Annotated in this window: 18 protein-coding genes; 8 read left to right on the top strand and 10 right to left on the bottom strand. The window is 41.4% G+C overall.

Going from position 1 to position 20,266, the window contains the following annotated elements; genetic code table 11:
- Window positions 1-16: 16 nt before the first annotated feature.
- The gene (locus H9648_RS17315) at window positions 17-886 is read right to left on the bottom strand and encodes an NAD(P)-dependent oxidoreductase (RefSeq protein ID WP_225218965.1); all 870 of its coding nucleotides are present in this window, start codon (window positions 884-886) and stop codon (window positions 17-19) included.
- A gap of 62 nt (window positions 887-948) precedes the next feature.
- Complete coding sequence (locus H9648_RS17310; protein ID WP_191755046.1) at window positions 949-1,263, bottom strand: hypothetical protein; 315 nt, start codon at window positions 1,261-1,263, stop codon at window positions 949-951.
- A 438-nt stretch (window positions 1,264-1,701) separates the two neighbouring features.
- On the opposite strand from H9648_RS17310, the gene H9648_RS17305 reads away from it, so the two are divergent.
- Window positions 1,702-2,436 carry a hypothetical protein gene (locus H9648_RS17305; RefSeq protein WP_191755045.1) on the top strand — a complete coding sequence of 245 codons (735 nt, stop codon included), beginning with the start codon at window positions 1,702-1,704 and terminating at the stop codon, window positions 2,434-2,436.
- 69 nt (window positions 2,437-2,505) lie between these two features.
- Window positions 2,506-3,708 carry a hypothetical protein gene (locus tag H9648_RS17300; RefSeq protein ID WP_191755044.1) on the top strand — a complete coding sequence of 401 codons (1,203 nt, stop codon included), beginning with the start codon at window positions 2,506-2,508 and terminating at the stop codon, window positions 3,706-3,708.
- An 18-nt stretch (window positions 3,709-3,726) separates the two neighbouring features.
- Here the strand turns inward: H9648_RS17300 and H9648_RS17295 are convergent, their stop codons facing one another.
- Entirely contained in the window at window positions 3,727-5,076 is a 1,350-nt protein-coding gene (locus tag H9648_RS17295; RefSeq protein WP_191755043.1) for an MFS transporter, read from the bottom strand.
- 444 nt (window positions 5,077-5,520) lie between these two features.
- Between H9648_RS17295 and H9648_RS17290 the strand changes: the two genes are divergently transcribed.
- Both H9648_RS17290 and H9648_RS17285 read left to right on the top strand, forming a co-directional pair.
- The gene (locus H9648_RS17290) at window positions 5,521-7,923 is read left to right on the top strand and encodes a S8 family serine peptidase (RefSeq protein ID WP_191755042.1); all 2,403 of its coding nucleotides are present in this window, start codon (window positions 5,521-5,523) and stop codon (window positions 7,921-7,923) included.
- 90 nt (window positions 7,924-8,013) lie between these two features.
- Entirely contained in the window at window positions 8,014-8,637 is a 624-nt protein-coding gene (locus H9648_RS17285; protein WP_191755041.1) for an NAD(P)-dependent oxidoreductase, read from the top strand.
- Here H9648_RS17285 and H9648_RS17280 read toward each other — a convergent pair.
- The 3 genes from H9648_RS17280 to H9648_RS17270 form a co-directional block, all read right to left on the bottom strand.
- Window positions 8,634-8,936 carry a hypothetical protein gene (locus tag H9648_RS17280; protein WP_191755040.1) on the bottom strand — a complete coding sequence of 101 codons (303 nt, stop codon included), beginning with the start codon at window positions 8,934-8,936 and terminating at the stop codon, window positions 8,634-8,636. The genes H9648_RS17285 and H9648_RS17280 overlap by 4 nt on opposite strands.
- Before the next feature lie 73 nt (window positions 8,937-9,009).
- Window positions 9,010-9,543 (bottom strand): DUF420 domain-containing protein, encoded by a 534-nt coding sequence (locus tag H9648_RS17275; RefSeq protein ID WP_191755039.1) that lies wholly within the window; start codon window positions 9,541-9,543, stop codon window positions 9,010-9,012.
- Between the two features lie 401 nt (window positions 9,544-9,944).
- Window positions 9,945-11,648 (bottom strand): M3 family oligoendopeptidase, encoded by a 1,704-nt coding sequence (locus H9648_RS17270; protein ID WP_191755038.1) that lies wholly within the window; start codon window positions 11,646-11,648, stop codon window positions 9,945-9,947.
- Window positions 11,649-11,781: 133 nt separating this feature from the next.
- Between H9648_RS17270 and H9648_RS17265 the strand changes: the two genes are divergently transcribed.
- Both H9648_RS17265 and ald read left to right on the top strand, forming a co-directional pair.
- Complete coding sequence (locus H9648_RS17265) at window positions 11,782-13,029, top strand: PucR family transcriptional regulator (protein ID WP_191755037.1); 1,248 nt, start codon at window positions 11,782-11,784, stop codon at window positions 13,027-13,029.
- 125 nt (window positions 13,030-13,154) lie between these two features.
- Window positions 13,155-14,285 carry an alanine dehydrogenase gene (gene ald, locus H9648_RS17260; protein ID WP_191755036.1) on the top strand — a complete coding sequence of 377 codons (1,131 nt, stop codon included), beginning with the start codon at window positions 13,155-13,157 and terminating at the stop codon, window positions 14,283-14,285.
- A gap of 319 nt (window positions 14,286-14,604) precedes the next feature.
- Here ald and opuFB read toward each other — a convergent pair whose 3' ends face one another.
- Entirely contained in the window at window positions 14,605-16,119 is a 1,515-nt protein-coding gene (gene opuFB / locus H9648_RS17255; protein WP_191755035.1) for an osmoprotectant update ABC transporter permease/substrate-binding subunit OpuFB, read from the bottom strand.
- Window positions 16,112-17,083, bottom strand: a complete 972-nt coding sequence (locus tag H9648_RS17250; protein ID WP_191755034.1) for an ABC transporter ATP-binding protein — start codon at window positions 17,081-17,083, stop codon at window positions 16,112-16,114. The genes opuFB and H9648_RS17250 overlap by 8 nt, the downstream gene beginning before the upstream one ends.
- Window positions 17,084-17,320: 237 nt before the next feature.
- Between H9648_RS17250 and H9648_RS17245 the strand changes: the two genes are divergently transcribed.
- Window positions 17,321-18,019, top strand: coding sequence for a queuosine precursor transporter (locus tag H9648_RS17245; protein WP_191755033.1), 699 nt, complete (start codon window positions 17,321-17,323; stop codon window positions 18,017-18,019).
- Between the two features lie 233 nt (window positions 18,020-18,252).
- The gene (locus tag H9648_RS17240; RefSeq protein WP_191755032.1) at window positions 18,253-19,083 is read left to right on the top strand and encodes a glycerophosphodiester phosphodiesterase; all 831 of its coding nucleotides are present in this window, start codon (window positions 18,253-18,255) and stop codon (window positions 19,081-19,083) included.
- 56 nt (window positions 19,084-19,139) lie between these two features.
- Here H9648_RS17240 and H9648_RS17235 read toward each other — a convergent pair whose 3' ends face one another.
- Both H9648_RS17235 and H9648_RS17230 read right to left on the bottom strand, forming a co-directional pair.
- Window positions 19,140-19,640: a hypothetical protein gene (locus H9648_RS17235; protein ID WP_191755031.1), complete on the bottom strand. Its 501-nt coding sequence runs from the start codon at window positions 19,638-19,640 to the stop codon at window positions 19,140-19,142.
- Between the two features lie 92 nt (window positions 19,641-19,732).
- Window positions 19,733-20,227: a Crp/Fnr family transcriptional regulator gene (locus tag H9648_RS17230; protein WP_191755030.1), complete on the bottom strand. Its 495-nt coding sequence runs from the start codon at window positions 20,225-20,227 to the stop codon at window positions 19,733-19,735.
- Window positions 20,228-20,266: the final 39 nt, after the last annotated feature.

Here is a 20,266-nt window from a genome sequence, read left to right as displayed (position 1 = left end):
AGAAACCAAGGTAGACTTACCCTTGGTTCGCTAAACGTTTATAAAGTGCATGTGTCCCACTATCTTCTTCACCCATCTCAGCAAGCTCATCGTATAGCTTCTTTGCGAGTTGTAATCCTGGTGTTAATAAACCCATCTCTTCAGCTGATTTCAATGCGATGTTCATATCTTTTATAAAATGTTTCACATAAAAGCCAGGAGCAAAATCTCCTTTTAAAATTCTTGGCCCAAGATTGCTAAGGTTCCAGCTTCCTGCAGCACCAGATTCAATACTTTTCAGCACGTTCTCTGGGTCTAATCCTGCTTTCTCTGCGTAAAGAATCGCTTCGCAAACACCCATCATACCTGATGCAATCGCAATCTGATTACACATTTTCGTATGCTGACCAGATCCAGCTTTTCCTTGATAAACAACGTTCGTACCCATTTTAGAGAATATCTGTTCCATATCGTGGAATGCGGACTCTGAACCACCTACCATGATGGATAGTTTAGCATCTCTCGCACCGATATCACCGCCAGAAACGGGTGCATCCAGCGTTGCAATATTCCGTTCAGCAGCTGTGCGCTCAATTTTTTGTGCTAGCTGCGGACTAGAAGTCGTCATATCGATTAAATATGAACCTTCTTTAGCGTGAGCGACTAACCCTTCGGCACCTAGATAGACTTCTTCTACATCTTTCGGATAGCCGACCATCGTGATGATCACATCACAGTTTTGAGCAATTTCTTTTGGTGTGTCTGCCCACTTAGCTCCTTTTTCAAGAAGATCTTCTGCTTTTGCTTTCGTTCTCGTATAAACATGGACTGGATAACCTGCATTCATCAAGTGACCGGCCATGCTTTTTCCCATTACACCTGTTCCGATAAATCCAACACTTTGCAAATGTCCTCACTCCTTTCACCCATTATAACGAAGAACAACGAAAATAAAAAAGACACCGCTTATTAAGCGATGACCTCTCCTTGAAGAATGCGTTCGATCTTTGTATGAGCGAGCTCATAATCCATATCTAGATTCGTTAACATCGATAGCATGTCATCGTTAGAATGCCGTTTAAAAAGTTGATACAAGTTAGGCTTTCGTTTTTTGATCATGGTCATCATCTCGATAGTCGGTAACGTTCTGCCTGTTGGTTTAATACGTAAAAAAGAGCGGATGTATTGTGTGAAAGCGGGTATGGCCTCTACTGTATCTGGTACTGTGTCTAATAGCTCCTGAAGCTTCAATAATGAATCAATCAGTTCTTTGTTTCTTTCCACGAATTCGTCCCTCATCTTTCTCCGAAATTGTGTCACTATATTAAATTTTCGCCTGTTTAGACAATTCATTATAAGTATCGGCTGTTTCATAGAAAGTTTAATGAGGGGTCTGACCCCACACAATTTATTTCCCTCACTCATTTACTCAACAGCTCTTAAAAGAATACTTCATTTGAGGCCATCCACATTCCTCGTTTCAAGATCTCGGTAATTTATACAAACATGAAATGCATCCAATCTTACTAGTACTCTGCAATACCTTTTGACCTGTTTCCCTTCCTTTTATGTAATTCCCGCACAGTCCTTTAGGTGTATCTTTCATTTCCCTTATAAGTCCACCCTACTGTTTATTCGTTATCGTATTTACGCATCTGTATATAAATGGTAAATTGAACATGTCGACAAAGGGGTCCCGTATTACGGCAGGAGGTTTGGAATATGAAAAAACATCTAGTTACTAGTGTTTTAGCATTCTGTCTCACAGCTTTTTCGGTACCAAGTGCTTTTGCTCAAAATCAAATTTCGTACAAAGATGAAATCCTAAGTATGCAGCCGGATTTAACATCAGCTGAGTTGCTTTCTAGCGTTCAGGCTCTAGCAAAGAATACAGGTGATACAGAGGATGCACTTCTTAAACAGATCTACGAAGAATTGAAACATGATCAAACAAAGAGCAAGGAAGAAAAGCAACAAAGCGGTAAAATCGGCACAATGGGCAGCAGCGGAGGAACCGTTTCTGTTGGACCTAGTTCGAAAGGAAACTTCTATTACACCGCATCTCAAACAGCTTACATGAACCATGGACACGTGGGCATGTATTACTCGAGCGACGTCATTGTTGAATCTGTCCCTGAAACAGGTGTGAGAACGATCTCAACCACTTTACGAAAAGTGGATCAAGGAGATGCGCAGGTCAAATCTGTTACAACAAGCTCGTCAAACCGTAATAATGCTGCAAACTGGGCGTTTAGCCGTGTAGGCATCGACGCATATTCTTATAACTTCGTGACCAACCGTTCGACTTCACATATCGGTGATAAGAACTGTTCCAAACTGGTCTGGTCGGCATTTAAATTAAATGGAAACTTAGATTTAGACGTAGATGGCGGGTTAGGTGTCTATCCTCGGGATGTGCGGGATGCACCTGGCACACAGCTTGTCCGGAATATATAAAAAATAATAAGGCAATAAGGACGTAGAACTACGCACTTATTGCCTTGTTTTTATAAGAAGGTGATTACAGTGAAAAAAATAATCTTCTTTTCATTATTGATTCTCTTAATCGGTGGATTTTTATATAAAATGTACTGGAGTCAGAATCTCAGTGCTTCTCTTTCTATTGAGAATGAAGCGCTCAAGCAAGAAAAATTTTTAACTGATAAGAAAGCGGTACTCTATTTTTCAACAACAGCTGATCAAGACATGGATGGAAAAGGAGTAAGTCTTGCTGTCTTTATTGATGACAAAGGTGAAGCAGATGCATTTAAGATGAAAGGCTTAGAGCTCGGCAGTGTAGCTGCGAGTCAAAATGAAGTGTTATTAGTCGATAAAAATAAAATTCGTCTAGTCGGAGACACATATAAAGAGTTTGGTATGGAAAAATCCCAGTATACGGGTGAAAGAACTGGATATTTGGAGAAAGAAAAATTATACTTTACTGTTTTCAATACAGGTGTAGGTGCTAACGGCGGGTATGATTCAAATATTATGTATGGTAACAAGAAAGGCTTTCATAAAGAAAACATTCCCCATTACATTGCGGCTTCAGGAATAGATCAAGGTGAAATCGTTGTATTAACCCAAGATAATCAAAAGGAAGAGTTTCATATCAGAAAAGTGAAGTTGGCAAAGGACAAGATGAATACTCAAGATATTCTAAAAGTTAACCATTCCAAAAAAACTGATTTTAGCAGTATGTCTCCAATCTTGAGTGACGATACGTTTTACTATTTTGTAGGACAGAAAACGCTAGGAGAAGTTACGGAAACAATAGATTCAGATATTGTGCTGTATCGGATTAATAAAAAAACGCAGGCACAAGATGAGTTCATCATTTCTTCCTATAGAAATGAAAAAAATATCACAGCGCACTACCCATTCAATATAAAAAACTCCGCTCACCTATATAACAACGTCTTTTACTACGCCAACGGCCTTGGTGAGATATTTGCTTTTGACACAAAAACTGAAAAAGTAATCAAAAAACTCTCTATGAAAAACGTTCGAAAAGACGGAGTGAGACATAACGAGGAGCTTTTCTATAAAAACGACAATCTTTACGTCGTTAGACATGACGAAAAATCAAAAGAAAAATACTACATTGAACACTATTCCTTAACCGAAGGAAAGAAGATAGAAAATATTAAAATCAATGGCTTAAACGACATCCTCAAATCAATCAAAGGCAAGTCTATCTATTCCTATGACTTTAAGATGCTGAAATAAAAAATGTGAGTCTAGAACTTATTCAAGTTCCAGGCTCACATTTCTTTTTATTTTCACTCGATAGATCACAATGGCGATAACGACGAGAATGGTATAGACGATAAACACGTTTCGATAAATAGCATCTAACGCGATGCCTTGTTGTCCCTCGATTAAGAGCCCCGCAACGGCTACACCGAGCGCACCACCAAAAAATTGCACAAGCTGAAGCATACCCATTCCAGATCCTACTTCATCCTCGCTTAAGATTCTAGAGTTTTCATTGGCCAAGCTTGAGGTTAAGCTAGAAAATCCAATACTCGTAAACATGTAAAAGATTGCTGTCAGATAGAATGCCTTTGTTGCAAAAAGAGAAAACAGCACGACCGACACCAAAAGTGCTATAAGTCCCGTTCGCATCACAGGCAGATTTCCAAATCGATCAATCCAGCGTCCCACATAAATTGCTGCGAACGCGGAAAGCATGGCACCTGGAAAGATAACAAAGCCAATCGTAGCTGGTTCTTTACCGAATAAGTTCGACAACATGACGGGCATCACGAACAACAGCGCAAAATGGGTCATGAACGCAATAAGTCCAATGATTAAGAGCGACACATACAGTGTGTTCTTAAACAAACTCACACGGATGAACGGATCTTCTTTTTTCTTTGAATAGAATACGAGTGTGCCAAAGAATAGTACACTCAAGGCCAGCAAGTACCAAGAAAATGAAGAAAGGTAGAGTAATAACGAGGTTACGCCACCACCCGTTAACAATGCACCCACAAAGTCGAACGATCCTTCCCGTTTTTGTTCAACAGGCAGATAGACCTTAAATACAGGGAGCAACAGCAAAACAAGACCTGTTACGATGAAAAGAAAATTCCAACCTAACAATTGTGTGATACCGCCTCCGATTACAGGTCCTAACCCGAAACCAAGAGAAGCCGCTGATGAGATCAACGACATGGCACGCCCTCTTCTTGAAATCGGAATATATCTTGTGGCAAGCACCATGCCTAGACCTGGCACCGCACCCGCTCCCATTGCTTGAACCATACGGCTTACCAATACAAACTCAAAACTATTTGAAAAATATCCGATGATGGAGGCGATTCCTAAGATGATGACACCTGTAAATAATAATCTTCCAATCGGTATAAAATCTGACAATCTACTGAATGTGATCGTCGATAAGGCAAACACGATCGAATAGCCTGAAACAATCCATGATCCCGCAGTAGGACTGAGATCAAATTGAGAGATCACACTCGGCAGTGCCACATTAAACATTGTCGTGTTCATGACAACAAGCCATACCGTAAGACTCCATAATGGAATGATCCGGTTCTCCTGAATCGTTCCATAGCCTTCCTCTTTAGCCATTCGTTCACCTTCTTTCTCTAATGCTGTTTTCTTATTCATTGTTGCTTTTGATAGTAGTTAATTTCCGTTCCAGGTTGCTCGCTTTCCGCGGGGCAGGCGGTGAGCCACATTCATACGTTTCACTTTTAAGTGTCTCACCTGCCCGCCTGTCCCGCAGGAGTCTCGCACCTTGCACTCCAATCAACTTTTCAAAGAAGCGTATGAAAAACAAAATATAAAAACAAAATTTTTTTAGAAAACAGCCTTCTCTAAAAACAATATTCCTATCTTATCATGGGCCTAAGGAATTAGCGTTACGTTTTGCTCATGACGTTTCATGGCTAAAAGACTAGCACCGCACTTCCAATATAAGGACCTATTATCTGTTTTTACCATACACTCAAGGGATTTAAACACAGCGGTAGAATATTACCTTGATATTAAAAATAAGGGGTGTACGCTTGGATGAAAAGTTTTTTACGCAAGACTTCTAGTTTCACATTAGCATGTACGTTTGTTTTTTCTGCTTTTTCTGGTGTATCTGCTGCTCCATCTACAAACAATTCAGAGCCAGAACTAGCACCGCTTTATGGGAAGTACAATTTAAACTCTTCTCATGTTACAAAAGTAATGGTTGAATTAAAAGAACCATCTGTACTAGAGGCAAAAAAGAAAGGCCAAAAACAAACGAAATCAAATTTAAAATCAAAACGTGAAGCAGTGGTAAAAGAAATCTCCACTCGCTCCAAAACATATAAAGTAAAAAATGAGTACGATCATGTTTTCTCTGGGTTCGCCCTAGAGATCGCAGCGAACGAGATTCCAAACCTACTATCAACGCCGGGTGTAAAAGCGGTTTATCCTGATGTTGAATACCACACGACAGGTGATGACATGGGTGACCATTCATTCGATGATGTTACGCCTCAGATGATGAATTCAGCGCCTTTTATTGGTGCTAACCAAGCATGGGAATCCGGTTACACAGGAGATGGTGTGACGGTTGCCGTTATTGATACAGGCGTTGATTATACACATCCTGATTTGGATCAAGCATTCGGTAACTACAAAGGATATGACTTTGTTGATAATGACAACGATCCACAAGAAACGCCTAAAGGCGATCCAAGAGGAGCTGAAACTACGCACGGCACGCACGTGGCGGGTACAGTTGCGGCAGATGGCGGCATTAAAGGGGTAGCACCTGATGCAACATTATTAGCGTACCGCGTATTAGGACCTGGTGGCAGCGGTTCGACTGAGAATGTAATTGCCGGCGTTGAAAAAGCAGTAGAAGACGGCGCTGATGTTATGAACTTATCTCTTGGAAACTCGTTAAACAACCCAGACTGGGCAACGAGTATCGCGCTTGATCAAGCAATGTCTGATGGTGTCGTGGCGGTAACGTCAAACGGTAACAGCGGACCAAACAACTGGACGGTCGGCTCTCCCGGTACTTCTAGAGAAGCCATTTCTGTCGGAGCTACACAGCTTCCGTATAACGTGTATGCTGCTACTTTAAAGGCCGGAAATGCTAGTTTTTCTTCCGCAAAAGTTATGGGCTTTCCATCTGAAGAATCCGTTTTAGCACTTAACGGAAAAACATTGCCGATCGTGGATGTTGGCTTAGCAGGAACAGCTGACTTTGCAGGGAAAGACGTAGCAGGTAAGCTTGTATTAGCAGAACGAGGCACGTATGCGTTTGTAGACAAAGCAACGAATGCGAAGAACGCTGGCGCCATCGGAATGGTCATCTACAACAACGTTGCGGGTGAGATCGTGGATGTGCCTGGAATGGCAGTACCAACAATCAAGCTTACGAACGCTGAGGGTGTTCAGCTTAAAAGCTTGTTAAGCGCTAATCCAAACACAACAGTAACACTTGGCACCAAGTTTGATAAACAAGTCGGTGAATTGATGGCTGACTTCTCTTCTCGTGGTCCTGTAATGGATACGTGGATGATCAAACCTGATGTTTCAGCACCTGGTGTCAACATCATAAGTACTGTGCCGACTCATGATCCTGCAAACCCTCATGGCTACGGCGCGAAGCAAGGGACGAGCATGGCATCTCCTCACGTTGCAGGTGCTGCCGCTCTTTTATTAGAAGCACACCCTAATTGGGATGTTGAAGATATTAAAGCAGCTCTTATGAATACAGCGGAAGATCTTTTCGATGCTACTGGAAAGCTATATCCGCATAATACACAAGGAGCAGGAAGTATCCGTGTCGTTGAAGCGATTGAAACAGATACACTCGTATCTCCTGGCAGCCATTCGTTTGGTGTCTTCTCCAAAAAGAAAGGCAAAGAAGTACGAGGAGAACGTTTTACAATCAAGAACTTAAGCCGTAAATCAAAAGAATACAAATTTGACGTAGATCTTGAAGGTGTAAAAGTAACAACAAACAAGAAAGTGAAAATTAATGGAAAAAGCTCGAAGGACGTTAAATTTAAAGTACAAGTGGATGCTTCTAAGATGGCACCTGGTTATCATGAAGGAACGATTACGATCAGCGACGGCAGAAACGAAGTAGTCGTACCGACGATTCTCTTTGTACAAGAGCCTGACTTCCCTTCGATCACTAGCATCAGCGCTACAGAACTAGGAAATAATGCATTCACATTTTCAGCTTACTTCCCTGCTGAAGCCGACAAAGTTAATCTTTTCTTATACGACAGCAACCTGACAAAAGAAATTGGTATGATCGGCAGCTACGAAGATGTTCCGAAACAGTATAACGATTTTCAATGGGACGGAAAAATCTCCGGACAAGCTGTAGCACCGGGGAAATATCGTGTTGTCGCATTCGCTGAAAGAGGCGATAAGCTCGACAGTCGATACACAGATGTTATCACCCTTCAATAAAAAAAATCCCTTGCCGAGCTTTCGGTAAGGGATTTTTTTATGGTTAACATTAAATGATATGATAAGAAAAGAACGATCAGGAGGTATGTTATGAAACTATGCGTACTAGGTTCGACAGGGAGAGTCGGACAATATTTTACTAAAATGGCGCTCCAGAATGATATCAGTGTTTCTGCACTTTTACGTAACCCCGAAAAGTTTACGCACTCTATTTTGAGCCAGATCTCTTTTACAAAAGGAGACGTTCTGAGTAAGGAATCCGTAACTGAAGCTATGGACGGCTGCGATGTCGTTTTCAGCGCTCTTTCAACAGACGGAGCTAATGTCCTTTCCGAGGGTATGCCTACTATTATTGAAGCGATGAAAAAGGAAGGCATCTCGCGTATCATCACAATCGGTACAGCAGGCATCTTACAAAGCCGGGCAGAACCTCATCTGCTTCGTTACCAATCCTCTGAATCAAAGCGCAAATTAACAAGAGCAGCTGAAGATCATCATAAGGCGTATACTCAACTGCAAGAAAGCGGGCTGAATTGGACGATCGTTTGTCCCACTTATCTGCCAGACGGGGAACCTACCGGCATGTACCGAACGGAGAAAGACGTTCTACCTATCGACGGCTCTCGGATCAGTACAGGCGACACCGCTCATTTTGCGTTCTCTCTTTTAAAAAAGAATGACTTTTTACAGTCACGTGTGGGAATCGCATATTAAAACCTTCGAGGCATGTCTTGAAAAAAATAGACACCAAGACTTAAGAAACCTGCTCCGATAACGAAGATGAAGAACTTGATGAACCATTTCGGAAATAAACCAACAAGCTTATTCGTACACGTTACAAAAATAAATTCTACAATAGCTCCAAAAAACGTTTCCGAGACACGGCCACCTTTGTAATTCGCGTCATACTGCTTTTTATGTTCCATTTCTTCTTTTTGATAACGGATTCCATAAACGATAACAGCGATTCCGAATCCGCAGAGAACGACAGGTATGACCCAAAACCAGCTCATCTCTCATTTCCTCTCGCTACAGAAAAGACTTTTGCTGTTCGTTCCACGTCTTCAGCAAAAGTCCTCTGTTTTTTTATGAATAATAAGGCGCGATCATCAAATACACAATAACACCTGTCAAACTTACATACAGCCATAGTGGCATCGTCCAACGTGCAATCTTACGGTGTTTCTTTACTTGCATGTTAAAGCCTCTCGTAACAGTGATTAACGCTAGAGGTACGATAACGATCGCAAGCAAGATATGTGTGATCAAGATAAAGAAATAAACGTACTTAAGCGGACCTTCTCCGCCATAAGAAGTAGATTCTGTTAAATAGTGATACGTTACATACGACAGCAAAAAGAATGTTGTACTCGTAAATGCCGCCAAGATAAAGCGCTTATGCAGCGTGATGTTTTTTTGTTTAACAAAATAAAGAGCAGCGAGCAAAAATACGAATGTAAAGCTGTTAAAGATCGCGTTCAATCGCGGCAGCAACGTTACATCAAAAGCAATTTCTCCCTCATACTCTGGCAGGAAGAACAACACGGCCACAAGTACGTTGATCGCAATAGATAGCCCGATAATTAGCGGTGTATAGTTACGCTGTTTTGTTTCAGCCATTTTGTATTACTCCTTTTCCACTAAAAGTCTTTAAAACTTCTAAGATTCATAATCATTTTACCACTCAAGACCCTATTCACAAACATATAGGCAGCTGAAAACAGCATTCCCCAACCAAGTGTCAATAATTCTTCAAAAAATGAGAAACTTAGAGGGAATACACCTAGGGGTATTTTCAGTTGCGGATGAAGTTCAATCCAGAAGTTTGCCGCATCAATCCACAAGTTTTTGCGTTGAATCCACGAGTTTCATGTCTGAATCCAAAATTTTGACGTTTTATCCACGAGATGTCATTTGTCGACATTTACTGCAACAGGTATACCCCCTACCCAAGCCCCATCGCCCACACAAAAGAAAAACCGGCACACGGCCGGTTCTCCTCATCCTACCACCTATATGAATTAAGCTCTCGCAAATTGTTCCTCATCCACTGTAGCAATAAACTTCTCTACTTCACCAACAACAGACGCTACACATCCTTTTTCAAAAGGAGAGATCAAACCAGCTTCTTCAACTAGCTTTGTAAAAGGTAGACTTCCTCCCTTTTGACAAAGTGCGAAATAATCTTCCCATGCACGCTCAGAATTCTCGCCAGCACGCTTCCAAAACTGAAGTGCACAGATTTGCGCGAGCGTGTAATCAATATAATAGAAAGGCGAGCGGAAAATGTGGCCTTGTCTATGCCAAAAACCACCGTTTTCTAAGTACTCAAGCCCATCATAATCACGATGTGGTAGATATGTTTTCTCAAGCTCTCTCCACTTTGAACGGCGTTCTGACGGCGTCGCATCCGGGTTGTCGTATACGAAGTGCTGAAACTCATCAACTGCAACTCCGTACGGGATAAACTCTACCGCTCCTGTTAAGTGGGAGTATAAATATTTTTCTGTGTCCTCGCCGAACAGCTTTTCCATCCACGGATACGTTAAGAACTCCATACTCATCGAGTGGATCTCACAAGCTTCAAGTGTCGGGAACTGATATTCTGGCACTTCGAACACTCTGCTCGTGTACATCTGGAACGCATGACCGATCTCATGGAGCAGGACGCGAACATCATTGTCTGAACCGTTGAAATTTGTAAAAATGAACGGCGCCGTATAGTCCTGTAGATACGTGCAATACCCACCAGGCGCTTTACCGCTTTTACTTTCAAGATCCATGAGCTCATCTTCTGCCATATAGTTGAAGAACGCTCCAGTTTCTTGCGATAGACCACTAAAAACCTGCTTCGATTGATTCACAATCCATTCTGCATCCCCTTGGGGTTTAGGATTGCCTGTTGTAAAGCTGAAGTGTTCGTCGTAAAACTTAAACTCATGGAGACCGATGCGCTTTTGCTGACGCTTCTTTAACTTTGTACAAAGCGGCACAATGATTTCTTTTACTTGCTCACGAAATACCTTTACGTCTGCCGCGTTGTAATCCGTTCTGCCCATACGGTCATACGCTAATTCTGTAAACGTAGAGTACCCTAACTTTTTAGCGATTCCAGTTCGCAGCTTCACGAGCTCATCATAGATCGAGTCAAACTTTTCTTGATTGGAGCTCAAGAAAGCGTTCGCTGCCTTACTAGCAGCTTTTCTCGTATCACGATCTGCCGATTGAACGTATGGAGAAAGTTGCGCAAGATTCAACTCTTTTCCATCAAACTCGATCTTAGCTGATGCCATTACTTTCACATATTCTGAACTCAATTTGTTTTCTTGCTTAAGGTCCTCTAGTACATCTTCAGAGTACGTCTTCACTTTTAGTTCAGCCAAGCGGAACAGCTGACTGCCCCATTTACTTTCGAGCTCATCTTTAAAAGGTGATTGAACAAGCGCTTCATGAAACGCTGTGACCATCCCTTGATAGACTGGCAGATTTTCATCCATGAACGCTTGCTCTTCCTTATAAAAAACATCTTCCGTATTAATCGTGTGGCGAATCTTCGCGAGCCTTGCTTTTGATTCAAAACTATTACGCAGAGCTACGACCTTTTTCATCGTCTCGTTCTGCTTATCTGCCGATTCAGCGTCTTTAAAAATCTGTACGGCTTCTTCAAATTCCGTTTTCAGAGTTGCAACATCAGGACGTTCATATGTAAATTCACTAAACTTCATTAGAAAGGCCTCCCATTCATTTACAATCCATTCCTGTATTACCAATTCTACAATCCATTGCTTTTCTCCTGTAATCCCGTTCCCTTTTTCGGTAGAATGTAAGCAGAGAAACTAATGGCGGGAGACAAATGTTATGAAGAGCTTTCAATCTGATCCTTTTAAAGGAACTTTCGGCAGTCTTGAAAATCTAGCAGACAAGATCAGCGACGTTTTGTCGTGCCCTGTAACGATAGAAGATCAGAATCACCGACTCCTTGCTTACAGTACACATGAAGACGGAACAGATCCTGCGCGTATCGCGACCATCATCGGACGGCGCGTGCCAGAAAAAGTAGTGAACAGTCTATGGAAAGACGGCGTGATTCCTAGATTGCAAGAGAGCGATGATCCTGTTCGTGTCGGCACGATACAAAACGTCGGGCTTGGTGATCGAGTTGCGGTATCAATCCGAAAAAACAACGAAGTTCTCGGATATATTTGGGTTCTTGAAGTGCAAAAACAATTAACATCAGATGATATGCAATTATTAAAGCTCGCTGCTGCTTCAGCAAAAAGCCAACTTCTTCAGATGCAGATCGGTACAAAAAAGAAAGAAGAAAACCGGCAAGAGCTTTTTTGGAAGATGCTCACGGGCAACCTTCCTCAAGAAGAGCATATTTTAGAGAAGCTGCACGAACTCAACATTTTGCCGGTACTTCCAGCAGCTGTTTTTATTCTGCAGCTAGAAGAGGAGATCACACCAGCTATCGAAAAAGATATTTTATATCTTGCTGCGGTGAACCAGAAGATTAACGTTCTCTTATCGGCGGCGGACGCGAATCAAATGCTCCTCCTCGCCTCACCTGTTGGAAAAGAACCGCCTTTGGAGCTCGCGAAGTCCTTTGTAGAGTCCTTTTTCACACTTATGAAAGAACGGTTTTCTGTATCAGATATTAAAGCGGCATATGGTAGTCTCGTATCCTCTTTTTCGAACGTGGAAAAAAGTTATAAAGAAGCTTCAAGTGTACTAGCTGTTCAGGAAAAGCTTGGCGGAGAAACGTTAACGCTAAACGGCTATCATGAACTTGGTATCTACCAATTTTTAGATGCTATTTATGAAAAACAACAAAGACAGAGCTATCACAATGAAATGATTAAGACTCTACGAGAATATGATCGCCAGCATAAGACAGAGCTTTATCACACATTAGAAACGTACCTGACGTTAGATGAAAACCTCAACAAAGCATCAGAAGTGCTTCATATCCACATGAACACTTTATTGTATCGCTTAAAAAGGATCAGCGAGCTTACAAATATTGATATGAAAAGCCCTCATCAGAAGATCATGATCTATCTTGATTTCAAGATGAATCGGCTATTTAAACAGGAGCGTTTGTGAATTATCACAAATGCTTTTTTTCATTTTCTAGATTCCCCACAATGAAAAGCTCAATCCCTCGAACTATACTGAAATCACAAATGAAAACGCACTCAAAGAGTTTACTTATATAGGAGGATTCACAAATGATTATTGGAGTTCCAGCAGAGATTAAAAACAATGAAAACCGCGTAGCGATTACGCCATCAGGTGTTATCACACTAACAGCAGCAGGCCACAAAGTACTTGTAGAAAACAACGCAGGTGTTGGCAGCGGATTTACGAACGAAGATTATTCAGCAGCAGGAGCTGAAATCGTAGCTGAAGCACAAGACGCATGGTCAGCTGAAATGGTTATGAAGGTTAAAGAACCTTTAGCATCTGAGTACAAATATTTCCGTTCAGACCTTATTCTTTTCACATACTTACATTTAGCTGCAGAGCCAGCATTGGCAAAAGCACTAACAGATAGCGGCGTTACAGCGATCGCTTACGAAACAGTAGAATTCAACCGTACCCTTCCACTATTAACACCAATGAGTGAAGTGGCAGGACGTATGTCTGCACAGATCGGTGCTCAGTTCCTTGAGAAGCCTAAAGGCGGAAAAGGTATCCTTCTTGCAGGTGTTCCAGGAGTACGTCGCGGTAAAGTAACAATCATCGGTGGCGGTGTTGTAGGTACGAACGCAGCAAAAGTTGCAATCGGACTTGGCGCTGACGTTACGATCATCGACCTTAGCCCAGATCGTCTTCGTCAACTTGATGACATCTTCGGTAACAGCATCCAAACATTAATGTCTAACCCATTAAATATTGCACAAGCTGTAGCTGAATCTGATCTAGTAATCGGAGCTGTACTCATTCCAGGAGCAAAAGCACCTAAATTGGTAACAGAAGAAATGATCAAGTCTATGACTCCAGGATCTGTAGTTGTTGACGTTGCGATCGACCAAGGCGGTATCTTTGAAACGGTTGACCGCATCACGACACATGACAACCCAACATACGACAAGCACGGAGTTGTTCACTATGCAGTAGCAAACATGCCTGGTGCTGTGCCTCGTACGTCTACGATCGCACTTACGAACGTAACGGTTCCATATGCATTACAAATCGCTAACAAAGGTGCACAAGCTGCAATCGCTCAAAACCCATCTCTAAAAGCGGGTCTAAACACAGCTGGTGGTTTCGTAACATACGAAGCAGTTGCAACTGACCTTGGCTATGACTACGTTTCAGTTGAAGCAGCATTAGAAAAAGCAGTTCAAACTGTATAATAGATTTTTTGAAAGTAGCTAGGCTCATAATTTTGAGTGCTAGCTTCTTTTTTGTGTTTTCCTAGTGGACGTATTTAGCATCTGTCCGTTTTAGGCAGACGCGAATTTTTTTTACGAGGTAATTCAATTTTAATACGAGGTAAACGGCAATAATTCCGTACTAATTAGATGTATATCCGTACATAAATTTTTTTATCCGATTTTCGACAAACAGTAACACCGACTATTCCATAAAAAATATCCATACAGTCTAAGCACTGCATGGATACTTTATTTTCCGGGAAATTTTTGTCGAATCTTAATGAATGGTGGTAGAAGCTTAGAGAAGACCTTCCTCCTTCAAGAAATCCTCCGCCACTTTCTTAGGTGACTCTCCCCCAACATTCACTCTATAGTTCATCTCACGCATTTCATCATCTGTAATTTTTCCTGCAAGTTTATCTAAGGCTTTCTTTAACTCCGGGTGCTTCTCTACCGTTTCTTTACGAAGCATAGGTGCACCTTGATAAGGAGGAAACAGCTTTTTGTCATCTTCTAACACGGTAAGCTTATATTGGCGCAGTTCGCTGTCTGTAGAATAGGCATCGACCACATCAATTTCACCTTTTTTCACCGCGTTATACCTTAGCTTCGGCTCCATCGTTCTCACATTTGCAAACTGAATATCGTATAGCTTTTGGATGCCTTTATAGCCATCTTCACGATCCGAAAATTCTAGCGTAAATCCTGCGTTCAGACTTTGGCTTACACTCTTCAAATCCGAAATCGTCTTTAAGTTGTACTCTTTCGCCAATTGTTCAGGAACAGCAAGCGCATACGTATTGTTATATTCCATCGGGCTTAACAATTGCATATCAAACTTACTTTCCATCCCGCTTCGAGCTTGTTCATATACTTTTTTGCTATCAGTACTTGATGCGTTTTCTTTTAAAAACTCAGCGATTGCCGTGCCTGTAAATTCTGGATAGATATCAATACTCCCAGATTTCAACGCATTGAACACAAAGGAAGTTTTACCAAGTCCGGGCTTAAGCTCCACATTTAAATCGGTTTCTTCTTCAATTAAAAGTTTGTACATGTTGATCAAGGTTTCCGGTTCAGAGCCTAGCTTTCCACCGATAACGATATCTTCTTGTCCGCCTTTCATCGCAAAAGGAACAATTATAACTAAAAGAGCAGCTATCAAAAATGCGCTGACCGTTGTTAGTGCTCGTTTAAAAGAAAGAAGCTCCAATCTTCTGAGAAGAAAATCAAATAAAATCGCGAGCAGTGCGGCTGGAACGGCTCCAAGCACAATCAGCATCGTGTTATTGCGGTCAATACCGAGCAAGATAATATCACCAAGTCCACCCGCTCCGATCAAAGCTGCGAGCGTAGCTGTTCCAATGATTAAGACCATGGACGTACGGATTCCGGCCATAATAACAGGCATCGCTAAAGGAAGTTCAACCTTCATCAATCTCTTCCTCGTGTTCATCCCCATCGCTCTCGCTGCTTCAATTAATGAGGAATCAACTTCTTTAATTCCTGTATACGTGTTTCTTAAAATCGGGAGCAGTGCGTAAACAACAAGTGCAATAATGGCTGGCACCTTGCCGATCCCAAACAGCGGAATCAACAGACCAAGTAAAGCAAGTGACGGAATCGTCTGCAGCACAGCAGTTACACCGATAATAGGTTCAGCCACTCTTTGTTTTTTCGTTAAATAGATGCCAAGAGGGATTGAAATGACCACAGCAAAGAGAAGTGCGATAAACGAAATCTGAATATGCTCGATCAGCGCACTTGCGAGTTCACCTTTTCGATCTTGAAATACTTGCAAGAAACTATTCATCTCTGCTACCTCTTTCCTGCAAGTGATCTGCAAGATATTGAATAATAGCTTGTCTGTTCAGTGTTCCGATAATCGCACCATGATCTTCAACCGTCACTTCATTTTCACGGGTTAAGATATTGAGTGCCTCTTTAATACTCGTATTCACTGAAAGGGATGGCAATTGATAATCCATTCCAATTTCATCTGCTTTCAATGGAATAACAAGCTTTCGAAGATCCATATTTTCAACAGAACTCATACTCTCTGTTCCTACGAAATTTCTTACAAAATCATCGGCAGGGTTTTCGAGCAGCTCTTTTGGCGTTCCAACTTGCACGATAGATCCTTCATTCATCACACAGATCCTGTCTCCAAGTTTGATCGCTTCCTTCATGTCATGCGTGACGAAAACAATGGTCTTCTTAATATTTCTTTGAAGATTAAAAAGATCTTCCTGCAGCTTTTCTCTGCTGATCGGATCTAGAGCACTAAATGGTTCATCCATTAAAATAATGTTAGGATCTGCAGCTAACGCTCGCACAACACCCACCCGCTGTTGTTGCCCGCCAGAGAGTTCTTTAGGCTTGCGATCTCGATACGTTTCAGGGTCTAAGCCAACCATATCAAGAAGTTCGTCCACTCTTTTACGAATTTTTTCTTTGTCCCATCCTTTTAGCTCAGGAACAATACTAATATTCTCTAGAATCGTCATATGAGGAAATAAGGCGATCTGCTGAAGCACATACCCGATATTCCAACGTAGTTCATCAATATTGTAATCACTGATTCTCTTGTTATCGATGGAAATCGTGCCTTTTGTAAGACTGATCAGTCGGTTGATCATCTTAAGCATCGTCGTTTTCCCACAACCACTCGGACCGATCACGACGAAAAATTCTCCTGGCTGTATCGTTAAATTCAAATCACGAACCGCAGCCGTTCCATCTTGGTATTCCTTAGAAACATTATCAAAAGTTATCATACACCTGCTCCTTAGTGTGCTTTATCTATTACAAGAAGTATTTCCGTTTTTTCTGTAATCAATAATCAATCTACACTATGTATTGCACAAAGAAAGAGATTATAAACTACTCGTGCGCTACTTATTTATATGGATTATTGATTAATTACAAAAACTGACTTATAATGGGGAACTGTTGTGTTAAAAGTGTTTCGCGGTTCGCAAACTCCCGCGTTATCAAAACTAGGAGGAATTTTTATGTTTAATTTTTATTTTGGTGCAGCATTTGCACTGGTTAATTTTATATTATTTTTAACGTGCTATAAGTGGTTCGGTCGTACGGGACTGTATGCATGGATCGCAGCAGCTACAATTCTTGCTAATCTGCAAGTTGTAAAAACGATCGAGATGTTTGGACTTGTTATGACTCTCGGTAATGTGATCTATGGAACCATCTATTTAGCAACAGATTTAATCAACGAGAAGTACGGAGAAAAAGAAGCGAAGAAAGCAGTTTGGTTCGGTTTCTTTACTCTTATCATGACAACGATCATCATGCAGATGGTGCTCGTGTTTCAACCGCACGAAAGTGACATCTTCCAGCCGCATCTTGAAGCAATCTTTGGATTTATGCCTCGTCTGGTGATCGGCAGTCTCGCTGCTTACTTAATCAGTCAGTATCTAGACGTTAAACTTTTTGCGAAACTGAAGAAAAAGTTTTCACGCCCTGATCAGCTTTGGATTCGTAATAACGGAAGTACGATGGTAAGCCAGCTAATCGACACGCTTATCTTTTGTACGATTGCGTTTGTTGGTGTGTTCTCATGGGATGTTTGGATTCAGATCTTCTTTACGACATATGTGATCAAGTTTGTGGTTTCTGCTGCATCCACACCGTTTATCTATATTGCAAGAAGCTTCAACCATCCGGAAGACCTTCAGAAACCAGGTGTTTAAAATGCCTGGTTTTTTTCTTTTCCTTTACAGTAGTGACATCTCCTTCACCCCATCTTTACAGAACAGACATTTGTTAAGATACCCCCTCATATAGACCTTTTTTTCTTTAAAATACTAAGGAGGTTTTGACCATTCTTTCCCCTTTTTCCTTTGTTAGCATAATGAATGTAATCCTGCTTGTTGCATGAGGCGAGCAGGATCACGGACCATACAATGATAAGGGGATGAATAACATGAGCATGAAGAAGACAGCAGTTGCATCACTACTATCAATGGGGATTATCGGTTCGATCTACAGTACTTCCACACTTGCTTACGACCCGTCTGATCGCGTTCAAACCGTCGCACACCGCGGAGCTTCAGGCTATGCGCCAGAGAATACGATGGCCGCGTTCCATAAAGGTGTAGATATGAAATCCGATTATATAGAAATTGATGTACAAGAAACAAAAGACGGTGAGCTCGTTGTCATTCATGATGTTACACTCGATCGAACAACGAACGGAACGGGATATGTAAAAGATCATACGTTAGAAGAGATTCGTCAACTTGATGCCGGAAGCTACTTTGGTGAGAAATTTATAGGAGAAAAAGTTCCTACTTTTGAAGAAGTACTTGATGAATTCCGCGGAAAGACTGGCATTCTAATTGAATTAAAAGCAACCTATTACTATCCCGAGATTGAAGAAAAAGTAGCTGCAGCGATAAAGGAACGAAACATGCACTTACCAGCTCATGATAAGATTATCATTCAATCATTTGAGTTTGGTTCTATGCAACAGATAGACAAGTTGCTTCCTAGAGTGCCTGTTGGCGTACTTACTTCCAAGGCAACCGACTTAAGTGAAGCAAAGCTCGATGAGTTTGCTACATATGCTGAATTTGTAAACCCTAGCAGAACACTTGTTAATTCTTCAATCGTTGATGAGGTGCATGAGCGTCACATGGGCATCATGGCTTGGACGGTTCGAAACAAGCAAGAAGTAAAGCCGCTCTTAGACGCAGGTGTTGATGGAATCATTACCGATTATCCAGACTATACACCTAAGCATAAATCAAAATAAGTAATTATAAAAAGTGTTGAGGCAGCATTTGCTTCAACACTTTTTGTTATTGCTTTTTACTTATGTTTAGCTAAGACCTCATCCAGCTTTGCGGATTTTTCGCTAAGCTTGTTATTGATTTTCTCATTGAGACTCAGCCACTGATTCATCTTCTCTAGCGCGAGTTTCTCGTTATTTGCTCTTAATGCCTCATGCATCGCTTTTTTCGTTTCATGTGCTTGGCTTTGCAGAGTCCTTAAATCCTGATGAATCTGTTTCATCTCCTGCCAGCTGGCTTTGTTCGCGCTTCGTTTTTCTTTTACTTTCTGCTCCCCAGCTTTTACATGCATGTCGAAAAGCTGGTCTTTCTTTTTAACGATCTCTTTTTGAATCTCTAATCGTTCGATCTTAAGAGCGTTCGCTTTATGAACCTGCTCCTGAAAATTTTTCATTCGCTTAAAGTGTTGACCTCTTTTATGAGACTCCACTTGGATCTTTTCTTGATTTGCAGCAGACACCGTAATGGCACCACTCGTTAGTACGGAAAACGCAAGTGCAAGAGGGATAAACTTTTTCATCACACATCACTCCTTTAACTTTTATACAGGTATCATTTGTTAAAGAAGCGAAAATCTTACGTTCATATGTATGTAAAATCTTTGACATTTCATTAAATCTTCTTGAGTGCCCGGTTAACTGTTTCTCGTCTTAAGCCAACAAACTGCCCGATTTCTTCTTGAGTTAGCACTTTTTCAATCTGGATGTCAGGAAAATAATTCGTGAACCAGTTTTGAAGCTTCCTGATCTTTCCTTCTGGTGTCAAAGTAGACATCTGATTGATACGCTGCTGCATCATCCTTAGTTTCGTTTCTAGCATTAGTGCCACTTCTTTGTATCTGTATGGGTCCTCTTCAAGTGATCGATACCATTGCTGGGGTTCGATCCGCGTTATCTCGCACGGTAACAGCGCTATAGCGGTTCCGTTATATTCGTTTTGACTCGTTAATGAATGGTGTGGAATTACTTCGCCTGGGATAATTAAATTCAACAAAACTTGGCTTCCATCTTCATGAACTCGAACAATCTTTAATAAGCCGCTTTCTAACCGAAATAACGGACCTTCTTCTCCTTGCCTGAATAAAATCTCGCCTTTTGCCATCAGCATGAATCTTCCTCCTGCGAACGTATATCGTATGTATCACCT

Origin of the sequence: Fictibacillus norfolkensis (assembly GCF_014836645.1) — a bacterium.
In the GTDB taxonomy this organism is placed as follows: domain Bacteria; phylum Bacillota; class Bacilli; order Bacillales; family Fictibacillaceae; genus Fictibacillus; species Fictibacillus norfolkensis.
This window is presented reverse-complemented; position numbering and strand designations above follow the sequence as displayed.

Bases quoted from the DNA above. Each gene is read 5' to 3' on its own strand.
- H9648_RS17245 (WP_191755033.1), top strand. From the start codon at position 17,321: ATGTTTAATTTTTATTTTGGTGCAGCATTTGCACTGGTTAATTTTATA.
- H9648_RS17230 (WP_191755030.1), bottom strand. From the start codon at position 20,227: ATGCTGATGGCAAAAGGCGAGATTTTATTCAGGCAAGGAGAAGAAGGT.
- H9648_RS17235 (WP_191755031.1), bottom strand. From the start codon at position 19,640: ATGAAAAAGTTTATCCCTCTTGCACTTGCGTTTTCCGTACTAACGAGT.
- H9648_RS17250 (WP_191755034.1), bottom strand. From the start codon at position 17,083: ATGATAACTTTTGATAATGTTTCTAAGGAATACCAAGATGGAACGGCT.
- ald (WP_191755036.1), top strand. From the start codon at position 13,155: ATGATTATTGGAGTTCCAGCAGAGATTAAAAACAATGAAAACCGCGTA.
- opuFB (WP_191755035.1), bottom strand. From the start codon at position 16,119: ATGAATAGTTTCTTGCAAGTATTTCAAGATCGAAAAGGTGAACTCGCA.
- H9648_RS17295 (WP_191755043.1), bottom strand. From the start codon at position 5,076: ATGGCTAAAGAGGAAGGCTATGGAACGATTCAGGAGAACCGGATCATT.
- H9648_RS17240 (WP_191755032.1), top strand. From the start codon at position 18,253: ATGAGCATGAAGAAGACAGCAGTTGCATCACTACTATCAATGGGGATT.
- H9648_RS17280 (WP_191755040.1), bottom strand. From the start codon at position 8,936: ATGAGCTGGTTTTGGGTCATACCTGTCGTTCTCTGCGGATTCGGAATC.
- H9648_RS17305 (WP_191755045.1), top strand. From the start codon at position 1,702: ATGAAAAAACATCTAGTTACTAGTGTTTTAGCATTCTGTCTCACAGCT.
- H9648_RS17275 (WP_191755039.1), bottom strand. From the start codon at position 9,543: ATGGCTGAAACAAAACAGCGTAACTATACACCGCTAATTATCGGGCTA.
- H9648_RS17285 (WP_191755041.1), top strand. From the start codon at position 8,014: ATGAAACTATGCGTACTAGGTTCGACAGGGAGAGTCGGACAATATTTT.
- H9648_RS17270 (WP_191755038.1), bottom strand. From the start codon at position 11,648: ATGAAGTTTAGTGAATTTACATATGAACGTCCTGATGTTGCAACTCTG.
- H9648_RS17265 (WP_191755037.1), top strand. From the start codon at position 11,782: ATGAAGAGCTTTCAATCTGATCCTTTTAAAGGAACTTTCGGCAGTCTT.
- H9648_RS17290 (WP_191755042.1), top strand. From the start codon at position 5,521: ATGAAAAGTTTTTTACGCAAGACTTCTAGTTTCACATTAGCATGTACG.